At 63.2% G+C, this 18389-nt stretch carries 27 protein-coding genes and 1 tRNA gene; 17 read left to right on the top strand and 11 right to left on the bottom strand.

Annotation, left to right across the window (positions count from 1 at the left end; genetic code table 11):
• Positions 1 to 162: 162 nt before the first annotated feature.
• From FVP33_RS14190 to FVP33_RS19560, 6 genes are all read left to right on the top strand, one after another.
• A complete protein-coding gene (locus FVP33_RS14190) occupies positions 163 to 528 on the top strand; it encodes a hypothetical protein (RefSeq protein WP_147784342.1) in 366 nt (121 codons plus the stop codon).
• Positions 525 to 770, top strand: coding sequence for a hypothetical protein (locus FVP33_RS14185; RefSeq protein ID WP_147784341.1), 246 nt, complete (start codon positions 525 to 527; stop codon positions 768 to 770). The genes FVP33_RS14190 and FVP33_RS14185 overlap by 4 nt, the downstream gene beginning before the upstream one ends.
• A 97-nt stretch (positions 771 to 867) precedes the next feature.
• Positions 868 to 1299, top strand: a complete 432-nt coding sequence (locus tag FVP33_RS14180) for a hypothetical protein (RefSeq protein WP_147784340.1) — start codon at positions 868 to 870, stop codon at positions 1297 to 1299.
• Positions 1299 to 1643 (top strand): hypothetical protein, encoded by a 345-nt coding sequence (locus FVP33_RS14175; RefSeq protein ID WP_147784339.1) that lies wholly within the window; start codon positions 1299 to 1301, stop codon positions 1641 to 1643. The genes FVP33_RS14180 and FVP33_RS14175 overlap by 1 nt, the downstream gene beginning before the upstream one ends.
• Positions 1644 to 1704: 61 nt before the next feature.
• The gene (locus FVP33_RS14170; protein WP_147784338.1) at positions 1705 to 2679 is read left to right on the top strand and encodes a tyrosine-type recombinase/integrase; all 975 of its coding nucleotides are present in this window, start codon (positions 1705 to 1707) and stop codon (positions 2677 to 2679) included.
• Positions 2680 to 3108: 429 nt separating this feature from the next.
• A complete protein-coding gene (locus FVP33_RS19560) occupies positions 3109 to 3282 on the top strand; it encodes a hypothetical protein (RefSeq protein WP_187270727.1) in 174 nt (57 codons plus the stop codon).
• On the opposite strand, the gene FVP33_RS14165 is transcribed toward FVP33_RS19560, so the two are convergent.
• The gene (locus FVP33_RS14165; RefSeq protein ID WP_187270726.1) at positions 3283 to 3612 is read right to left on the bottom strand and encodes a helix-turn-helix domain-containing protein; all 330 of its coding nucleotides are present in this window, start codon (positions 3610 to 3612) and stop codon (positions 3283 to 3285) included.
• 282 nt (positions 3613 to 3894) lie between these two features.
• Here FVP33_RS14165 and FVP33_RS14160 point away from each other — a divergent pair, with 282 nt between their 5' ends.
• The 5 genes from FVP33_RS14160 to FVP33_RS14140 all read left to right on the top strand — a co-directional run bounded on the left by FVP33_RS14160 (position 3895) and on the right by FVP33_RS14140 (position 7823).
• The gene (locus tag FVP33_RS14160) at positions 3895 to 4824 is read left to right on the top strand and encodes an SEC-C domain-containing protein (protein ID WP_147784336.1); all 930 of its coding nucleotides are present in this window, start codon (positions 3895 to 3897) and stop codon (positions 4822 to 4824) included.
• Between the two features lie 108 nt (positions 4825 to 4932).
• Entirely contained in the window at positions 4933 to 5649 is a 717-nt protein-coding gene (locus FVP33_RS14155; protein WP_187270725.1) for a DUF3800 domain-containing protein, read from the top strand.
• Between the two features lie 351 nt (positions 5650 to 6000).
• Positions 6001 to 6396 (top strand): hypothetical protein, encoded by a 396-nt coding sequence (locus FVP33_RS14150; RefSeq protein WP_147784334.1) that lies wholly within the window; start codon positions 6001 to 6003, stop codon positions 6394 to 6396.
• Positions 6393 to 6920, top strand: coding sequence for a hypothetical protein (locus FVP33_RS14145; RefSeq protein ID WP_147784333.1), 528 nt, complete (start codon positions 6393 to 6395; stop codon positions 6918 to 6920). Before FVP33_RS14150 ends, FVP33_RS14145 begins: the two co-directional genes overlap by 4 nt.
• Before the next feature lie 300 nt (positions 6921 to 7220).
• Positions 7221 to 7823, top strand: coding sequence for an NYN domain-containing protein (locus FVP33_RS14140; protein ID WP_147784332.1), 603 nt, complete (start codon positions 7221 to 7223; stop codon positions 7821 to 7823).
• Positions 7824 to 7886: 63 nt separating this feature from the next.
• Here FVP33_RS14140 and FVP33_RS14135 read toward each other — a convergent pair whose 3' ends face one another.
• Positions 7887 to 8249, bottom strand: coding sequence for a hypothetical protein (locus FVP33_RS14135; RefSeq protein ID WP_147784331.1), 363 nt, complete (start codon positions 8247 to 8249; stop codon positions 7887 to 7889).
• Between the two features lie 16 nt (positions 8250 to 8265).
• Here FVP33_RS14135 and FVP33_RS19555 point away from each other — a divergent pair, with 16 nt between their 5' ends.
• Positions 8266 to 8433, top strand: coding sequence for a hypothetical protein (locus tag FVP33_RS19555; RefSeq protein ID WP_187270724.1), 168 nt, complete (start codon positions 8266 to 8268; stop codon positions 8431 to 8433).
• A gap of 403 nt (positions 8434 to 8836) precedes the next feature.
• On the opposite strand, the gene FVP33_RS14130 is transcribed toward FVP33_RS19555, so the two are convergent.
• The 8 genes from FVP33_RS14130 to FVP33_RS20230 all read right to left on the bottom strand — a co-directional run bounded on the left by FVP33_RS14130 (position 8837) and on the right by FVP33_RS20230 (position 13469).
• Positions 8837 to 9076 (bottom strand): hypothetical protein, encoded by a 240-nt coding sequence (locus FVP33_RS14130; RefSeq protein WP_147784330.1) that lies wholly within the window; start codon positions 9074 to 9076, stop codon positions 8837 to 8839.
• Positions 9076 to 9357 carry a hypothetical protein gene (locus tag FVP33_RS14125; RefSeq protein WP_147784329.1) on the bottom strand — a complete coding sequence of 94 codons (282 nt, stop codon included), beginning with the start codon at positions 9355 to 9357 and terminating at the stop codon, positions 9076 to 9078. Before FVP33_RS14125 ends, FVP33_RS14130 begins: the two co-directional genes overlap by 1 nt.
• Positions 9354 to 10082: a hypothetical protein gene (locus tag FVP33_RS14120; protein ID WP_147784328.1), complete on the bottom strand. Its 729-nt coding sequence runs from the start codon at positions 10080 to 10082 to the stop codon at positions 9354 to 9356. Before FVP33_RS14120 ends, FVP33_RS14125 begins: the two co-directional genes overlap by 4 nt.
• A complete protein-coding gene (locus FVP33_RS14115; RefSeq protein ID WP_147784327.1) occupies positions 10082 to 10441 on the bottom strand; it encodes a hypothetical protein in 360 nt (119 codons plus the stop codon). The genes FVP33_RS14120 and FVP33_RS14115 overlap by 1 nt, the downstream gene beginning before the upstream one ends.
• A gap of 701 nt (positions 10442 to 11142) precedes the next feature.
• Positions 11143 to 11808, bottom strand: coding sequence for a hypothetical protein (locus FVP33_RS14110; RefSeq protein ID WP_147784326.1), 666 nt, complete (start codon positions 11806 to 11808; stop codon positions 11143 to 11145).
• Between the two features lie 370 nt (positions 11809 to 12178).
• A complete protein-coding gene (locus FVP33_RS14105; RefSeq protein WP_147784325.1) occupies positions 12179 to 13084 on the bottom strand; it encodes a hypothetical protein in 906 nt (301 codons plus the stop codon).
• A complete protein-coding gene (locus tag FVP33_RS20235) occupies positions 13084 to 13368 on the bottom strand; it encodes a helix-turn-helix domain-containing protein (RefSeq protein WP_147784324.1) in 285 nt (94 codons plus the stop codon). Before FVP33_RS20235 ends, FVP33_RS14105 begins: the two co-directional genes overlap by 1 nt.
• Positions 13278 to 13469: a helix-turn-helix transcriptional regulator gene (locus FVP33_RS20230; RefSeq protein WP_425460953.1), complete on the bottom strand. Its 192-nt coding sequence runs from the start codon at positions 13467 to 13469 to the stop codon at positions 13278 to 13280. Before FVP33_RS20230 ends, FVP33_RS20235 begins: the two co-directional genes overlap by 91 nt.
• Before the next feature lie 198 nt (positions 13470 to 13667).
• On the opposite strand from FVP33_RS20230, the gene FVP33_RS14090 reads away from it, so the two are divergent.
• The gene (locus FVP33_RS14090; protein ID WP_147784322.1) at positions 13668 to 14231 is read left to right on the top strand and encodes a hypothetical protein; all 564 of its coding nucleotides are present in this window, start codon (positions 13668 to 13670) and stop codon (positions 14229 to 14231) included.
• The gene (locus tag FVP33_RS14085) at positions 14224 to 15435 is read left to right on the top strand and encodes a tyrosine-type recombinase/integrase (protein WP_147784321.1); all 1212 of its coding nucleotides are present in this window, start codon (positions 14224 to 14226) and stop codon (positions 15433 to 15435) included. Before FVP33_RS14090 ends, FVP33_RS14085 begins: the two co-directional genes overlap by 8 nt.
• A gap of 215 nt (positions 15436 to 15650) precedes the next feature.
• Here the strand turns inward: FVP33_RS14085 and FVP33_RS14080 are convergent.
• A tRNA-Leu gene (locus tag FVP33_RS14080) sits at positions 15651 to 15734 on the bottom strand.
• A 117-nt stretch (positions 15735 to 15851) separates the two neighbouring features.
• On the opposite strand from FVP33_RS14080, the gene FVP33_RS14075 reads away from it, so the two are divergent.
• From FVP33_RS14075 to FVP33_RS14065, 3 genes are read left to right on the top strand one after another with little or no spacing between them, the layout of a single operon-like run.
• The gene (locus FVP33_RS14075; RefSeq protein ID WP_147784320.1) at positions 15852 to 17093 is read left to right on the top strand and encodes an MFS transporter; all 1242 of its coding nucleotides are present in this window, start codon (positions 15852 to 15854) and stop codon (positions 17091 to 17093) included.
• A gap of 27 nt (positions 17094 to 17120) precedes the next feature.
• Positions 17121 to 17846: an FHA domain-containing protein gene (locus FVP33_RS14070; protein ID WP_147784319.1), complete on the top strand. Its 726-nt coding sequence runs from the start codon at positions 17121 to 17123 to the stop codon at positions 17844 to 17846.
• Positions 17843 to 18385: an FHA domain-containing protein FhaB/FipA gene (locus FVP33_RS14065; RefSeq protein ID WP_147784318.1), complete on the top strand. Its 543-nt coding sequence runs from the start codon at positions 17843 to 17845 to the stop codon at positions 18383 to 18385. Before FVP33_RS14070 ends, FVP33_RS14065 begins: the two co-directional genes overlap by 4 nt.
• The last annotated feature ends 4 nt before the right edge of the window (positions 18386 to 18389 follow it).

Below are 18389 nucleotides of genomic sequence, written 5' to 3'. Positions count from 1 at the left end.
GCGGCGATCGTGTGGGCCGAAGGGCATCTAAGGACCGTGAGCGCACACATGTGCAGTGGCGGCAGTATCACCCGAAGTATCAGGGGAGTCATGCCCGCCCCAAGAATTCAGAAACATAATTCAAATGCTTGACACACGATCTGTGTGTATTAGTGTGAACTCATGATCTTCGAATTGCACGAACCCACCCGCTCGAACCAAGACGGTCGCGGCATAGCCACTCTCCGCGTGGTCAGCGGCGGCCGGCTCATCCTCAACGCGGCTGCGAAACGCATGCTGGCCGACATGGATACCAAATTCGTGCAGCTGCTCTGGGACCCGGAAACGAAGCGGATCGGCCTCCGAGAATCCAGTCAGGATGACCCCGCGGCTTTCCGTGTCGCAGATGCCCCAAGTCAGGGCATCATCACGTCGAAGTCATTCATCACTGAGAACGAGATCGAGCCTGGCAACAAGATGCGACTCGTCAGGGATGGCGACATGTGGGTCGCGTCGACGGCAGACACGACAGGTAGTGCAGCGCAGTGAGTGCGATCGCAGCCATCGACGGAGTTGCGCATGTCGCCGTCGGTGCTGAATCCGTTTCTGGCCAGGTGGTGCGCGTGGTCTACCTTCAGACAGTCCAACGCGATCGCAAGGAAACCACTGTCTCATTGACGGCCCTTGCAGCCCTTGAGCTCGCGATGGAGTTGATTGATTACGCGAAGCTCTGCGAGTTTGATCCTGAACTTGATGAAGATCCGGATCGCGGACATATCAATCCCCGGTAATTGTTCGGCCCTCCGGCCGGCCCTAAGAAAGAAGCCCCCGACCTGCGTCAACAGGTCGAGGGCGGTAGTTCACATCCCTACACAAAGGAATAGAAACATGTCGATAGTATCAACCACCCCCGCGACCTTCGAGATCGATGACAGCGCGACGGGATCGCCAGCCATCAATCTCTGGATCGGAAACGAGGACGGAGTCCTCATCGAGGCGGCCGACACGGCGCGAGGGGCGGCGTTCACCCTGTTTGCCGCCGCGGATGCGCTCGATGCCGCTAACGGCGTCGGCGAGGCCCACGCGCCCGTTCGCGGCACTGACGCAATCGACGGTAGTCCCGAGTCGTACAGCGAGGTGACGATGCCGTGGTCCGGTGCGCCGAGCATCCTCCTCGACGACGACAGCGCAGACGGCTCATGGCAAATCGATTTCGTTGGTTCCGGAGGATCGATCGGACTCGACCAGGCGCGCGTGATGATTCAGGAGATCATCACTGCCCTCAACGTGGCCGAGCTCCTCAACAAGGCGGCGAAGTGATGGCCGAACTCGAGCGCCCTCGCATCACCTGCCCGATCGATGGCTGCGACGGGATCGCTGACACCCATGCTGAGGGGTCAGTCGAAGCGAACCTTCACACCAGAGCGTCGAGATCCTGGCCCGAGCCGACCAGCGTCGAATGGCCGATGTGGATCGACCTCGTGATCAGCGCGGCAACCTACCCGTTCTGGGCCCTGAGCGTCGACTTAGGTCGAGGGGACGAGCTCACCCCGATCCAGGCGGGCTACATGGCCGCCGAGCTGAACCTGAACGCTCTCTACGTGAACGAACTCAATAAGGCGATCGTGCCCCCGACCGCTCTCGCCACTCGGATCGCCGAGTAGCAATCCACAGGGCCCGGTCTGCAAACAGGCCGGGCCCACAGCGTCAAGTGAGGACTGACCGATGACGATCCAATTGCAGGAAGGCACCCACGGCATGGAGCGCGCACAGGACTGGCGCGAGATCCTTCGCGAGTTTGCCATGCACCAACGAGCAGCGAACATGTCGGAGAAGACAATCGCGAACCGAGAAGAGTGTCTGCTGATGCTTGCTGCGCGCTCTGGGAGTTCACCCCTGCGCGTCACGAAGGGCGAGATCCTCCAGATGATGACCCGACCGCACTTCAGGACGGGTGCCCCCTTGGCCGGGGGGACCAAGCAGAGCGAGCGTTCCTACTTCCAAGGGTTCTTCGCGTGGATGCAGGACGAGGGATACCGACCTGACAACCCCGCGGCGACCGTCCCGAAGGTGAAACTGCCGCGCAGAAAAGCTCGCCCATTTCGACCGGCGCAGGTCGAGGCCATCCTGGACTCAGGCGCCTACTCCCGCACCCGCGACCTCATCATGATCGCCGCCCTGTCAGGCCTGCGCCTGGGCGAGATCGTCAAGATCAAGGGCGAGAACATCGACTGGGAAGCCGGGACCTTGTACTCGCTTCGAAAGGGCGGCGTAGAGCACACCGTCGCTCTGCATCCTGCTTTGCTGGCCCTCGCTGACCGGTATCCGAAGTCAGGGTGGTGGTTCCCCTCGCCCTACAAGAACAACAAATTCCCGAACGGTCAAGGGCATTTGCTGATGGCATCCGCGTCGGACGCCATCTCGAAAGCAATTCGACGCGCCGGCATCAGCGACCCACGAATCACGGGCCATTCGCTGAGGCATTTCTACGCCACCCAACTCCTTGAGAAGGGCGCATCGATCCGAATCATTCAGGAGATGCTCGGCCACGCGTCCCTCGCGACCACGCAGCTGTACCTGGAGGTGACCGATCAGCAAATGACCGACACCGTTGGCATGCTCTCGACCATTGCGGTTCGCACCCATTCGAACCGGGCAAAGCGGACCCTGCCGGACGGGGTGACACTAAATGCCCCCTGAGCCCTATGAAACCGCAATCGGGCGCGCAGGGGCTCCTCGACGCGGCCACGCTCACGGGTCGAAGCCGCGCACCTCGCTGGCGGCCCGTCCGCCGAAATCGAGAGTCGTCTAGCTCAACGCCCCCTGCGGTCGCGATCGTGGGAGTAGCTCAGAGAACCACCCGAAGAGACAATCAGTCTGTACACGTACCCGGGCCGGGCGCCCTCCTGCGTGACGGGGGCGTTGCCGTTGCCGTCGACTCTCACGGATCGCTCTTGGCCGTCCAGCGGTCCGCCGTCGAACGACGCGCTTCTCGAATTCGATGTCATGTGCAGGAGCATAGTGAGCCTTGGCACCCGACCGAGAAACTCATGTATCCCGAGGGCAAGCGAAGGGTCACACCCGCACTGGGGTGTGGCCCTCGTCGATGGGTATTCCTAGAGTGCAGCCATGACAAACATCGTGATGGACCCCCACATGGCCGAAGCGCGCCGGATCCTCACCGCAGGGCTCCGCGACGCACGGAAGCTCACACCCCGCGCCCAAGCCGAAGCCGCGCATCGCGCCGGCGGCCCATCCGTAGACGAGCTCGAGCAACGCGTGATCGAAGCGCGCAACCGATAGCTACGGCACCCTGATTTCCCGGAAGGCGTCGAGCGGATCGCCGACGTGCTTCACTCCGCCATACGCTCGCCGATCGAGGTATCGCTGCAGTTCGACCGTACTGATGCGCTGCTTCGCCTGGCCGCCGCCAAGCTCGACAACGCGAATCTCGCCGCTCTGGATGCGCGTGTAGACCCAGGCCCTCGACACGTCCAGCAGCTCTGCAGCTTTCGCAACTGAGTAGTGCGCCTGCGGGTTGATGGCGATCACCTGCCGTTCCACACGCACCGCCGACGTGTCGAAGGCGGCCTCGATCTCTTCGCGGACGATCCTGCGGACGATGTCTTCCATAGATTCCATCCCGACAGTCTCGTGGGGTCTCAGCAATCCTTAGGCCCCTGCGGGTTGTGCGATGGGTGTCAGCCAGAATGACGCCCTTGGCGGCCGAGGTGCGCGAGCTGTGCACGCACTCCTCGGGGTGACCTCAGTACCAATGAGGTCATCGCGTCTGTGAAGCCGGTTTTACCGGTCCCACCGCGAAGGGTGTGGATTGAATCCGCCTCCTTCTCTGCATGATGTGTCCGCTGCATACAGCGCCGCCGCTGAGCAGTCGATCACGGTTAGATTCGGTCTATGACCCTCGTCACCGTCGTAGCCACGTCGACATATTTTGTGCATGTTGCAGACCGGAGACTTACGGGTCCCGCGTCACTCCCAAACGAGCAGAACAAGACGATCATCCTGCACATGCCCTCGGACCTCACCATGGTCGTGGGCTATGCCGGCCTCGCGCACTTCGCACACAAACCCATGAACCAAGAGCTGATGCGGCTTTTTTGCGAACTCTACAGAACGGTCGAGGGTGACATCACCGAGTTCTTGAAAGGCATCCGCGGTGCTCTCGATAGCCGGTTCTCGGAACTCGACATTGCGCGACTCAACCCGCGAGACAAACGATTTTCTCTCATCGTGACGGCAATCGGCAGAGGGACCAGAGTCAATCCCTTAGTCTCGTGCAGCACATTCAGCAATTATCGAGACCTTCACGGGACTGCCCCCGATGCCCTCATTGCGGCGCCCGCGTTCAGTTCGAGGTACGACTCACTCGAACCCTCCCCCGGTGCCCCAAACCCGGGCGTGATTATCACCGTTGGTGACGACGCCTCATTCGGTCCCCGACTGGATGATCTTCTCGAGTTGGTCGCACAGGGCAAGCCTGCTCGGTTCGTTCGCGACCGCGTTGTCGCGGATATGGCGTCTACCGCGCTCACCCACCCGACGATAAGCGGCGATGTTCACAGCGTGACAATCGATCGCTCGTTCGAGATCACAACCGACTATCACGTAACGGATCCAACTGGTGTGATGTCGTTTCCTGACCACGTCGGGTTCGATGAGCAGCACAACTGCATCGCCGCATCTGGCGCAACGCTCTCCCAGGGGACCGACCCGAATCATCCCGTTGGCATTATGGTCCGGCCCAAGCAGTCGAAGAAGAGCCGATGCTGGTGCGGCAGCGGAAAGCGCTTCGATAGCTGCCACGGCCGACGCGCTTGCCCGTGACTTCAGGCTCGCGCGCGCTTGAGCACAGGAGCTCCGGTTGGCGGAGTCGCCCGCGAGTGTTGACAGCAGCCTATGGGGATTCCGCCACACCTGCGTCATGCTTACCGAGTGCTATACGCCTTCGTCGACGAGTCTGAACGTGACGATACGCATTACTTCCTCGGGGCAACGGTGTGTACGGAGCGGCAGCGCGATCTACTCACTCGCGAGATGGATGCAGTGATGGAGAAACATCGTCAAGCATTCCCGTCGCTCACCCCTGACGTCGAATTCCACGGAAGCACAATGATGCGCGCGCAGGAAGAGCCATGGCGCTCGATTCCTCTGCGTGCCCGTATTGCTATCTACAGAGATGCTCTATTAGCGATCGAGGCGGTGGGGACGCGGGTGTACGTCGAGGGTGTCGATATTCACGGACAGCGAGCCCGCGGCTACCCTAATCCCACACCGGCCCGCGAGCTGGCCTTCAGCCATCTCTTCGAAAGGATTGATGCGTGCTGCGGCCAAGACGAGCCACAGATCCAGGTGGTTGCCGACGAGCACCACACGTCAGAGGTCAGCCGTAGTAACTTCGCGAAGTACCGAAACGTTGGTACATACGGCTACCGAAGCAGCTATCTCCCCCACATCCATCAGACGATCGATTTCGTCCAGTCCCATACGGTGCGAGCGCTGCAGGCCGCAGACCTTGTGACTTACCTTTACAACCGACGTTCGACGGTAACCGAGAGCGATCCACGCGCTGTGCTCGCGAGAGATTCGATGTGGGCGGCCATCGATCCAGCCATGGTGTGGCCTCGCGGCCGGGCCCGCACTTGGCCGTAAACGCACGAATACCCCGCACAAGGCGGGGTATCGGCAAGGCGGGAAGTTTCCTTCCTGCACTGGCAACGTAGCAGACGCCCCTGACAAATCGCTACATGGTGGGCCCTCGTTCATAGCAAACCTAGACCCACGCTGTGCTCTTTTTCCGAGCACATGGTCAAGATACGTGCGCGACCTTGCATACCGGGCACCACCAGTAGGGATGCTCGACCGTCCCAGCAACTTCGAGCGGCGTCAAGCACTCGAAGCAGTTTGGCACCTCGACGTCGTCCATGGATTGAGGGTAGTCCGCTGTCGGAGTTCGTTCCTAGACTGAATTTGCAGAGGCCGGCTGCTCCGATCGATTGGAGCATGGTGGGCGACTGGCATCCGTTCAGGCTCGCGGATCCCGTGGAGTGGTACATCCGGTACCCGGTGAGCGTGCCCCCGATCGGGGTCGTGCGCCGGCTCGAGTTCGGCATCAAGCCCGACGTGTGGTTTCGCGCGGTCACCTGGTCGGAAGAGTCCGCACGTCGGCGACTGCTCGGCTACTTCGCCACGCCGGAGGATGCCGCGGCCGCGGTGTGGCAGGCGTACCTCGTGGAGTCGCGTGCGCAGCATGAGCAGGCAGCGAAACGCGCCGACCGGCTCAGAGCGACGAATCCACCTCCCTCCCTCCCTCCCGAACGGGGAGTATTGCTCAGCGACTCCCGCGACTACGCTCTGACCACTATGACAAGACTTCACCTACCAGAGGACGCCCCGTGAATGGAAGTACCGCTTTTGCCTTCGTCTTTTTCTTCGTGATCCTTGGTGGCTTCATCACCTTGCAGGTCGTGACGAACTCCCGGCAACGAGCCCAGGACCTGACAGACGGCGTGATCTCGCGCCTCAAAACTGCGGGGTTCCTCGACATCCCTTTGCGCATCACCCGGACAGAGCTGATCGAGGGCTACGGAGAAGGTGCCGCCCGGCATCCGCTGGCAGGCCTGACGGCGCGCGTGGAGGACTCAGGAACGTTGAACCGTCGCATCACGGCCACGCGCATGGTAGCTCTCGGCGTCTTCGCCCTCGCGGCCCCGAAGAAGCAAGACGATCGGGAAGTGTATTTGACCATTGAGGGGCCGACCACCGCCATCGTCAAGGCGATCAAGGTGAAGAGCAACCCGACGATCGGCACGGCCGCCCGCAAGTTCGCGATGGAGCTCAATGCTGCAAGCCGGCTCGCCGACGTGGCGGCCCAACCATCTTCGCCCGATGCGACTTCGGGAGATCTTGAACCGCAAGAATGAACGACGAGGACCCGCCCGACGACGAACCAGATCGATACTGAGGATGGAGCCGTTGCCGATGGTGCGCGCGCAGGAGGGAAGGAACCAGAGACTCGACTTCAGAAAGGATAGTAGATCTGTTCTATATCCTGCGATCCGCAACCATAATCTGATCGAAATAGCATCGAAACCTCCCCCAAATTGGGGTACTCTGCCAGCGAAACTGGTAGCTACCTTCCACCCCCGTCTGTTACGTTTGCTGCATAGCTCCCCACCGTCCTCCGGGCCTGGTGGGGCTTTTTTGTATCCGGAAGCGAGACAGTGAAGACCGCTCACCTGTTCATTGACTACCAGAATCTGCATTTGTCAGCGCATGACAGATTCGGCACGTTGGGCGCAGCTGTCCATCAATCGCTCATACATCCCGGCCTATTTGCCACAGCGCTGGAGAAGCGTAGGAATGAACTCGTCTACGAAGCGGTCCGCATTGAAAAAGTGCATGTGTTTCGCGGCATGCCAAGCAACCAAAACGAGACTGTTCCGGCGTCCCGAAACAAGGCGCAGAAGGCAGAGTGGACCCGAGATCCGAGAGTAGTGCTCTATGAACGTCCGCTTCGGTATCCCCGTGCATGGCCAGCCGAACCAGCGCGAGAGAAGGGCGTTGACGTCATGCTGGCGATCACGTTCATCCGGGCCGCCATGGAGAAATGGGCAGACTACCTAATCCTCGCGTCTCGTGATACCGACCTGCTGCCAGCGCTCGAGATCGCCCACACCATCGACGGGGCGCACGTTGAGGTCGCAGGCTGGCACGGGGACAGCCGATTGTCCTTCTCCGGGGTGAAGGGCGGCCCACGGCTGTGGGGAACGAGACTCGAAGAAGCCGAGTTCAAGGCAAGCAAGGACCCTCGCCGCTACGCATGAACTCTTCTGTCAACTTTCGTTCGCGTGATTTAGCGGCAGCCGGAAACCCGCCGGCGAGGTGAATCATCGGGCGCCCAACAGGTCGCGCAACTCCGTGATCTGGGCGAGTGCGTCATCCAAACGCTCGTTCGTCGTCGCGACCTGCTGGGCGAGGACCTGGGTACGGGCGAGCGCGAACCTGTCGTAGGACACGCCCTCGATCTCGCCGTCCGCGCCGCGGGTGATGAACGCTTCTCCGCCAGCGGCAGCGGCGACCTCCTCGGCGATGACACCGGGGATTCGTGCAAGCTCGACGCCGTCGAAATCGAGCTGCTGGGCGACGGTCAGCGGCCGCGGGCTGTCGTAGACGGCGGCGAATCGTTCCGCGTTGCCCCGGTCGACCCAGTCCTTGACCGGCACCTCGAGCAGCTCCGGCGACAAGGCCATCGGTTGCGCGTCGATCTTGAACCTCGACGCGGACGTGGTCCGGGTGAAGACACCTGTAAGCGAGGAGCAGACCACGTTCGCCGTCGCCGTCGAGGTTGTCAGGCTGCATGCCATTGAGGAGGTAGAGAATTGGCCGAACACCAGCACGGATGTTGCCGAGATAGTGAGCGACGTCGCAGCCTGAATTCCCAAGGATGCCGTTGAACCTAGCCCGGGGTCGCCGCCTGCAGCCGTTGGGCTCAGTGTGCCGGCTCCGAAGGTGATCTTGCCGGGGCTGTTGACCGTGAGGTTGCCGCTCCACGTCCAGTTGCCCGTACACGACACCGCACCAGTGATGCCGCCCGTACCCGCGAGGTTCCACGGACCATTGAGGTTCGAAGTGCCCGTCCACGTCCACGCCCCCGTACCAGTGCACGAGCCGTTGATGACTACGCCACCAGTAGCATCCACCAGGAACTGCGCTGTGCCGCCAATCCGGAATTGGCCTCGGGTGACGGAGGAGAACCCTAGAGGTGAGGCGGTCTCGAGCGCGCGAAGACGCCTATTGAACTCGCGGAATTCATCATTCAGCAGATTGTCGGTGCGTGTCACGCGCCCACCTCCAACACCATCAAGCAGTTGGCGAGGCCTTGCATCAGGTCCTCGACCTGTTCACGGGTGAAGGCGGTGACGTGAGCGGTGTCCACCATGTGGAGATACAGGAGGCGGTCTTTGCCGTGGGCCGCGGCGATAATCCCGACCGTAAGGGCGCCGCCAAGCTCCGCATCGACATTGCCGACCTCGACTCCGGCAAAGAGTGGCTCGTCCGCGGTTTCGATCGAAACCATTAGTGGCCGCTCCCCAGTAGGTCTTCAGCAGTGTTGCCAGCTTCGTTCCTGACGATGCCCATCAGGTCATCGAGCTCGCCGGCGTGACGCGCAGCTTCGACCTGCTCGGGAGTTGCCGCGCGAACCCACGACTCACCACGCTGCCCCTCTCGCGCCGCGGGAATCGCCTCCAGCACGTTCGGCTGCGCCAGCCACTCCCGCAGGTCCCCCGCCTCGTAGGCCGTCGAGACCTCCTCCGGACTGGCCCCCTTGACCCATGCCGCGTCGCGCTGCTCGCTCACTCGCCCCACGCGTCCTCGCGGCTCAGCTTCACCAGGTCGAGTCGCTTGATGTCCTCCGGCGAGTAGGGGGCGTCAACCGCCACCACGCCGCCGCCTGCGCCTCGGTAGAAGTGCTGTGCGGTCGATTCGGGCAAGGGCGCATCGATCGCCTCAAGAGCCGCGTACAGGGCCATCTCGCGCCCCGCGATCCGGTGGGAATCGACGAATGTCTCTGCAGCCACGATCTCGAACTGGCGACGACCGGACTGCAGCACGACCGTGCTCCCCTCCCGGCCGAGTGCGAGGTTGCCGTCCCTGTCGGGAGGGCACGGTCGCCCGTCGGTGACCGGGATGCCGAGGTTCTGCATCTGCTCCCCCCAGGCGAGCACCTTCGCGTTGTGCTCGCTGATGCCTCGCCGGAACTTCTCCTCGGCGGCCGCGACCGCGCGCAGGTTGTCGGCGAACCTCTGCCCGCTTCCGGTCGCGTACTCGTCGATCTCCTTGCGGAGGCTCTTCGCAGCGCTGAGACGGGCGGCGACCTTCGCGCTGACGGCCTTCCGCCTCGTGGCCTCGGCCCGCAACTTGGCGAACCGGGAAAGACCCTCCTGTGCGGTGATGTGTTCGAGCGTCACCTCCTCGTCACCGGACGCGACACGCTCTTCAAGCTCGGCCACAAGAGCTGCAGCTTCGTCGGCGGCCGCCTCAGCAGCTCGCACATCCTTGTCGGTGATTCGTTCGTCAGCCATTAGATGCCTCTCGGGTTCAGCAGTGCGGTGACGGTGCCGGTGTGGCCGGCAACGAAGGTGAGCGTCATGCTGCCGTCCTTCTGCGTGCACCTGGAGGACGTTAATGGCCCGATGTAACGCGAGCTGGATGCCGGAATGGCGAAGACCTGGTCGACAGCCATGCCTGCGCCCAGAACAGGATCCCCGGCCGCCAGAGTGACGTTGTGCGGGCTCGTGTCGGTGTTCGTGATGAGCAGCACCGTTGACTCGGGAGTGGCTGCTGCAAGCTGCATGCCGTTCGCGATGTCAATCGTTGCCGGGATCGCGGCCACTGTCCCGTTCCCCGTCAGGGCGGTGTACGTAATTGCTGTTCGAGCCATGAGGGCCCCTTCCAAATCGGTAATCTTCGAGGTCTGATTCACCGATCAACCACTGGCGACCGAACTTCCGGCCAAGCAGTCGCCCTTCTTCAAGGGCTAATCGGATGGCGCGGGACGTGCACCCGATGCGCTCTGCTGCTTGACCGGAAGTCACCAATGGCTCGTCGGCTAATACGAGACTGACAGGATCGCCAACCATGCTTCCGTCAACGGAAGTCGCCGTATCCTCGGCCATCGCCGCGAGCTGGATAGCGTGAAGCACCACCACCATGTCCGTGTCCACTGGGATCCCGTTCTTACGGCTGACGAGCACCCCTCGCGTGAATATCCGCAGAAGATCCTCCACTACTCGCGCAGGTACCACCAGAGCGCCATCAGAGCGCACATAGTCAGCCGGCACGGGAGGGAACGTCATGGGATCGACCGCCAGCCAGGTTCAACCGGTGTCTCGGCACAAGAGGCCTCGCGCGTGCGCCTGCACGCACATAACGCGCCCGTAGGAGAAAACCGATGAGGTTCATCAATGAGCCTCCGCGGCTCGCTCGCGCGTAACCCGCCTGTAGGTGAAACATCATGCAGTCGACCAGTCGATGCCCGGTTCGCTCGCGCGCACGCAATGCGCGTGTAGGAGAAAACGGCGAGCGGAGAACATTCGCCACCCGCCATGCGCGCGCACGCACGTCCCGCCTGTAGGTGAATTGTCATGATTGGCCCGCGTTCAGCGCGTCGATGTACATCTGCGTGGACGCGGTCGGGATGCCGTGCTCGACAAGGGCTGTCCACAGTTCATCGTCGGTGGTGCCGGTGAGGTCCTCGATGCCGGCCGCGTCCTTCACCATCTCGATCACGGCTTCGTCGACGCCGTTCAGGGACCGCAGGAACGGCAGTTCGGGAAGGTCACGCCGGACGAGCGGCTTCTCCACCCGCGGGCGCCGTGCCTTCGCCGGGGCTGGATCCACCTCCTCCGGCATCGCCCACACGTTTGCTTGTCTCCGGGCTATGTGTGTGTCGAGCTCGACCCTTTGCTTGGCGAGTTTGATTCGGATGGCTCGGATGTCGCGCTCGATCCGAGCGGGGTCACGTCGTCTCGGGTCGTACTTGTAGTGCAGGTTCCGCTGCGCCCGCTTCCGATCCTTCTCCCAAGCCTTCAGGGCATCCATGCGCCGTCCGGTGAATTCCTTGTCCGATAGCTCCTCCGCGATCAGAGCCTCCATCGATTCGGCCCACCGGCTGAACGCGCGAAGGTCGATCGTGAGCATCTCGGCTTGCTTCGCGGCGACGCGCGTCTCGTCGTTGAAGATCCACTCGACACGAGCCACCGGGCCCGGCCACTTCGGTTTCTCCTGGGGGTAGCCGGCGTCGCTCATGTGAGGGATCCCGTGAGGGGGGACCATTGGTCCCCGTCCCTGACTGCGGATGCAACTACGGAATCAATGGGGTTCTGGGACGAATCACGCATCGTCAGACCTTCCGATACCGAATCTGATACTTGGCAGGCATTCAAGGAGGCTTCTGCGGCCCTTTCAGCGGTGTCGACGTCTCTTGAGCATCTCGAGCAGGGAAGGGGGTATCCGCTATGGTTTCTGCACTCTGTGCCGGGGATGTAGCCGAGCCGACGCGCCAGGCGGCTCTCGGAAGCGTCGACGGTGGCCACGTCGCAGTCGCTACAGCGGGGCGGGAACGCCTCGCCTACGTGGCGCGTGCACCGGATACCGAGATCGGGGCTGTGAACGGCCATTAGAACTGATTCCCTTCGGGTGGGCCGATCGTTCGCTCGCAGGCCGCGCACGGCTCTCGCTCGCTCTGGGGATACCCGGGATGGATCTCGCACTCGCGACCAAGGGCCTCGTGACGGCTTTCGATGCGAGCAACGACAGGGGCTCCCGCCAATGCCATCGTCTGGCGCGCCCGTGCCTCAGGTGCTGCCACAGCCGGGCCGGCGGCTGTGGGTGTAACGACTTGCTCGTCTTCCCACCGGCGATCGCGCAGCCACCCCGCGGGCATCTTCAGATGACCCTTCTGGCCTCCGATCGTCGCGAGCTTGTACGCCTGGACGCCAGCGACGAGGGTCGCGAGCTCGGTGGTCTTCCGGATTGTCTTGAATGCCTTGTACGCGTCGGGCTTGGCTTGCTTCCGCGGATACAGGGACCACCACTCTTCGAACTCCGCCGAATACTCGAGTGCAGGCTCCTGCACGTGTTTTTGAGGGGGCATGGGCTGGGCATCCTTCACGGACGGGTCAGTAAACCACTCAGTAGTAGTGTCAGTGGCCTCGTTAGTGCCCTCGTCAGTAGCAGGGTTACTGACTTGGTTACGCGAGCGCCAGCCACGCATCTTCTCCGCACGCTTCGCACGCTCGGCAAGAACCACCGCGCGCAAGGGCTGATCCGGCGCCCACTCCACAAACTGCCAGCCATCCTCGACCACTTCCCAGAAGCCAGCCGTCACGAGCCAGGCGGCGTCCTCTGAAGTGCCTGAGAGCTCATCGAGCATGTGCTCGGGAATGTGCCCGTCCGTGAGCTGCTGCGCGCTCCACGAGCCCGCTAGAGCCCACATGCCCACCGCTGAACGGCGGTGCGCGCGCGGGATGCGGGTTGTCTCCGCCTTCGAGGGCAGGTCATCTGTCACCCTGAACCAGACCACTAGACGAGCTCCCCGCTCATGAGTAGCGACACGAGGCGTTCACGGACGATGAGTGTCCGAGTGCCGACTCGGACGATCGGCAGTTGTCCGTCGTCACAGGCCCGCCTCACGGTGCGCTCGTTCACTCCCAGCAGTGAGGCGACTATCGCCACTGACACCACCGTCGCGGTGCTAGCCCGTAGCTCGTCGAGAGTCACTCGGACACGACCGTCCGGAGTCTCGACAACACTGACCAACACCGCAGCGCCACTTCCGTTCGCGGCGATCGGGAGTCGGACTCCCATTGGCACACGGCCGAGCGGCTCACGCCGACAGCTCTCGCAAACTCGGCCTGGCTGATTCCTGCCTCCTCTCGGAGGGCCTTACTTTCGCCGGATCGAAACATCCGCCGCACTTCGCTGAGGCGATCCAGCTGTTGATTTCTAGGGGTCATGGGTGACACGTTAGCTCCGAGTTGTCAAAGGTGACACATTCTGGCTAGCACCTGTTCACGTCCACTATGTGTCACCGTTGACAAAAGCGACACATTGGACTTACCGTTGTACATATGAGCCCGCGACGGACCAATCTTCATATTTCGAGCATGGGGAGCGAAGTACTAGATGCCACGCCTGCCGAAGTGGCACCAGGAGTGTTCCTGCCAATGACGAGGTACCGCTCCACCATGAACTCGGATCCTCTGAAGATCACCGTCGAGGTGGAAATCGTTGATGGACAACCCGAATGTCGATCTCTCAAGGTCGAGAGCCTGCACAAAGGCGCACCACTCACGATCACTGGCGCAACCCTGCGCGGGATTCCGCTGGCCAGCTACCTGAACGCGAGCCTCGAGGGGACCGGGTTTCCATTCTCAGTTTCTGGCGAGGAACGAACTGCAGTGTCCACCACGGAGATGATCTCGAAACGCAAACGGCGGCCTAAATCAGAGGTGTTGCCTCAAGTCGTGGACGCCTACAGACGCGCCCTTGTCGACAAGGATCCTTCCATCCGAGCAGCCCCTACGCAGCACGTCGCCAACGAATTGCATTATGAGCGCGGCCACATCAGCAGGATTTTGAGCGAAGCACGAAAACAGGGGCTGCTCGGCCCGGCACGCCCGGGTCGCCCCGGAGAATCCCTCGACAGAAAGCAGGAGCTCGATGACTAAGCCACGACGTCGCCAGGCAGGTGAGGGCGGAATCAGCGAATACGCGACAAAGGCCGGCGTCCGCTACTTGATCAAGTACACAGCACCACAAGAGGACGGCACGAAGAGGATCGTGCTCAAGCGCGGGTTCCTCACGCGCAAGGCTGCCGGCGAGGAATTGCGAGAGCAGCGCACGAAGGTAGTTACCGGCACACACGTGCTTACCAACCGCGTGACGGTCGGCGCCCACATGGCCGAATGGCTGGATGGGCTTCGGCTCGGGCAGTCCACCGTCGCCTCATATCGGAAGAACGTTCGCCTGCACATTGAGCCGTACCTCGGAGACCTGCGACTCGACCAGCTCACTGGTACACGCCTCACCGCGCACTACCGGAAGCTCGAGACCTCAGGTCGTTTCGATGGCACAGGCGGCCTTTCGGCTCGCACCGTGCGCTACGTTCACACGATCATTCACAGCGCGCTCGGCGCGGCCGTGCGTGACGGTCGGCTTGCGCTCAACCCTGCCGACAAGGCCACACCGCCGACTGCGCGCGAGTCCATCTCTCCTGAGATGAAGACGTGGGACAGCGAGGAGTTGCGCCGCTTCCTCGACTGGTCCCAAGAGCTGCCGGACGAGCTCTATCAGGCGTGGCTACTCCTCGCCATGACGGGCATGCGCCGAGGGGAAGCCCTGGCGCTCCGCTGGGGCGACTTTGACTTCACCTCCGGCACCGTGAGCGTTCGTCGTTCCGCTGGGCTCATCCGGGTGAAGGGGAAGCCGGTGGAACTGCTCATCGGGCCCCCGAAGTCCGGACGATCGCGCGTAGTCGACCTCGATCCCCAGTCCCTGGCTGCGATGCGCTCGTATCGAGCACAAAGAGGCACACTCTCGCTCGCGCTCGCCCACGCCGATTCCTACGTGCTCGGAGACATCAACGGGGAGGTGCGCCATCCAGAACGCTTCTCACGTACCTTCCACGGCCGCCTCGTCACGGCACGGAAGGCGCTCGGCGCGGACTTGTTGCCCGAGATCCGGCTGCACGACCTCAGACACACCCACGCGACACTGCTCCTGCAGGCCGGCGTGCACCCCAAGATCGTCAGCGAACGACTTGGCCATGCGAAGGTGTCGATCACGATGGACGTTTACTCCCACGCTGTGCCCACTCTGCAGCGCGAAGCAGCAAGCAAGCTCGCCGGCCTGGTCTACGGAACAGGCGCATGACCAATTTCTGGACTGCGGGTCTTCAAGCGTTGACTTTCGCATTGGGCATAGTCGGGACTCTCGTCACTGAGGCACAGGCAGCGATCGCTGAACGAATCCGGGAAATACGCATCGTCGGCCACAACGCCTGACCTCGAAGTATCACGGCGGTATCACGAGGCCGAAAACAGGCGATCCCAGTGTCTGCAAAGTAAGCAAACACTGGGATCTGTTCGTGCGCGAGGGGGGACTTGAACCCCCATGCCCTCTCGGGCACACGGACCTGAACCGTGCGCGTCTGCCAATTTCGCCACTCGCGCAGACTTAGCGACATTACCACAGCGGGACGGCTCCGCCAGTGCCCGGCCGGCGGCTAGCATCGGGAGGGTTCCGCTGGCCGCGGCAACACCGATCGATGAGTTCAGCGAGGCATGGCAATGGCGCAACGAGGGGTCGCGGTCAACGCCACGCTGATTGTGGTCGCGCAGAGCACCCAGGCCATCGCGGTGGGGGCCATCGCACTGTTCCTTCCCCTCATCCGCACAGATCTCGGCATCACCTTCGGCCAGGCCGGGCTGCTCTCCGCCGCCACCACGCTCACCTATGCCCTGATGCAGATCCCGTCGGGCGTGCTCGCCGACCGGTTCAATCCCAAGGTGCTCTTCGCGATCGGCGTGCTCGGTTCCAACGTGCTCGCGATGCTCTTCTCGGTCGTGCCCGTGTTCGGCTGGCTGCTCGCCATCCAGGCCGTGTCCGGCGTCTTCCGCGCGCTCATGTTCGTGCCGGGGCTGCTCCTTATCACCCGGCATTTCTCGGTGGAGAAGCGAGCGACGGCGATGGGCCTCTTCGTGGCCGGCGGATTCTCGTCCAACATCCTGCTCAATCTCGTCGGCCCGTTCCTGGTGGGCCCGCTCGGCTGGCGTGGACTGATCCTGCTCTCGTCGACCCTCGGCCTCGCCGTGCTCGCGGCGTTCTGGTTCCTCGGGGATGACGCCCCGAAGCCGGAGACGCACCATCCGCTGGCCGGCGACAGTTCCGTCTGGCGCCAGCCCGCCTGGTGGCTGCTGGGGCTCATCCAGTTCGCCCGGCTCGCCATCGTGCAGGGCTTCACCTTCTGGCTCCCCGCCTACCTCGTGGTCGAGCGCGGATTCTCGCTCGTGCAGGCCGGCCTCGTCGTCGCGCTCTCCTCCGCGATCACCGCCCCGGCGAACATCGCGGGAGGCATCCTCTCCGACCGGCTCGGAAGGCCGATCGCGGTCATCGGCGTCTCGCTCGGCGCGCTCGCCCTGCTGCTCGGGCTCGTCGGCCACCTGAAAGATGTGGTTCTGCTCATCGTGGTCGTCGCCGTGATCGCCCTGTTCATCCAGCTCTACTTCGGCCCGCTCTTCGCGGTGCCCCGGCAGATCTTCGGTCCGCGGGTGGCGGGGTTGAGCTCCGGCTTCGGCAACTTCTGCGCCAATCTCGGCGGCTTCGCCTCGGCGCTGATGCTCGGCATCCTCAAGGATGCGACGGGGTCGTTCACCCTCGGCTTCGTCATTCTCGCGGTGGTCGCCGCGGTCTCCCTCGTCGCCACCATCACCCTCGCCAGGGTCGCCCCCCGCCATCCGCAGGGGGGATCAGGTGCGTCGCACGCGGGAGGACGTCCTCCCTCCCAGAGCCAACGACTAACATCGTCCTAGTTGCACGCGCCGTGACAAGGGAGACCATTGGGCCTACTGGACAGCTTCGAGAAGGGTCTCGAGCGCGCCGTTAACGGTGCATTCGCGAGAACCTTCAAGTCGGGCCTGCAGCCCATCGAGATCACCTCGGCCCTCCGTCGGGAGCTCGACACCCAGGCCGCGGTGGTCGCTCGCGACCGCATTCTCGTGCCCAACAAGTTCACCGTGCGACTCGCCCGCGGCGACTACCAGCGCATGACGGCCATCGGCCCGACCCTCATCGACGAGTTCAGCCAGCTCGTGCAGCAGCACGCGGCCGCCCAGCACTACCAGTTCTCCGGTGGCATCAGCATCACTCTCGCCGAGGATCCCACCCTCAGTGAGGGCATGGTGCAGATCGACTCGGTGAGCGTGAAGGGCACGGTGTCCTGGACACCGGTTCTGGATGTCGCCGGCAAGCGCTACCCGATCCTCAAGTCCCGCACGATCATCGGCCGCGGCAGCGAAGCGGACATCACCGTGGATGACACCGGCATCTCCCGCAAGCACGTCGAGATCCTCTGGGACGGCACCCGAGCCGAGGCGAACGACCTCGGCTCCACCAACGGCTCGCAGCTCAACGGCGCCCCGGTGCACAAGGCGCCGTTGCCCCCGGACTCCGTGATCAACATCGGCCGCACCCGCATCGTCTTCCGGGTTCTCGCCCAGGCCGCGTCGGTCGACCAGTTCTCGGACCTGCGCGCGCCCGGCGACGACCAGGGCGGCCGCCGATGAGCGAACTGACCCTGCTGCTCCTGCGCTTCGGTTTCCTGCTCGTGCTCTGGGCCTTCGTGTTCTCGGTGGTCTACGCCCTGCGCTCCGACCTCTTCGGCCAGCGAGTGCGCCGCCAGCCGGTGGAGGCCGCCCCGGCGCCGTTCGTCGCCTCCGCGGTGGCCCAGCCGACGGCTCCCGTCGCCTTTGCGGCGCCGGCCCCCTCCCAGGACACCGCCACCGAGGCCTTCACGGTCGCCGCCCATTCCTCCACAGCCACCCGCCTCGTGATCACCTCCGGCCCCAGGGAGGGGCTCGAATTGCAGCTGTCGAAGGAGCCGCTCACGATCGGTCGCTCCAACGAGAGCGGCCTCGTCATCCGCGACGACTACACGTCCACCCACCACGCCAGGCTCATGCTGTGGAGCGATGACTGGGTAATCCAGGACCTAGACTCGACCAACGGCACGTTCCTGGGTGGCTCCCGGGTGACCCTTCCCACACCGGTGCCTCTGAACACTCCGGTCAGGATCGGCACGACCAGCTTCGAACTTCGGCGGTAGGTGG

It is taken from the genome of Lacisediminihabitans profunda, assembly GCF_008040105.1.
GTDB lineage: Bacteria > Actinomycetota > Actinomycetes > Actinomycetales > Microbacteriaceae > Lacisediminihabitans > Lacisediminihabitans profunda.
The sequence above is the reverse complement of the archived record's forward strand: the minus strand, read 5'-3'. Positions and strand labels throughout refer to the sequence as shown.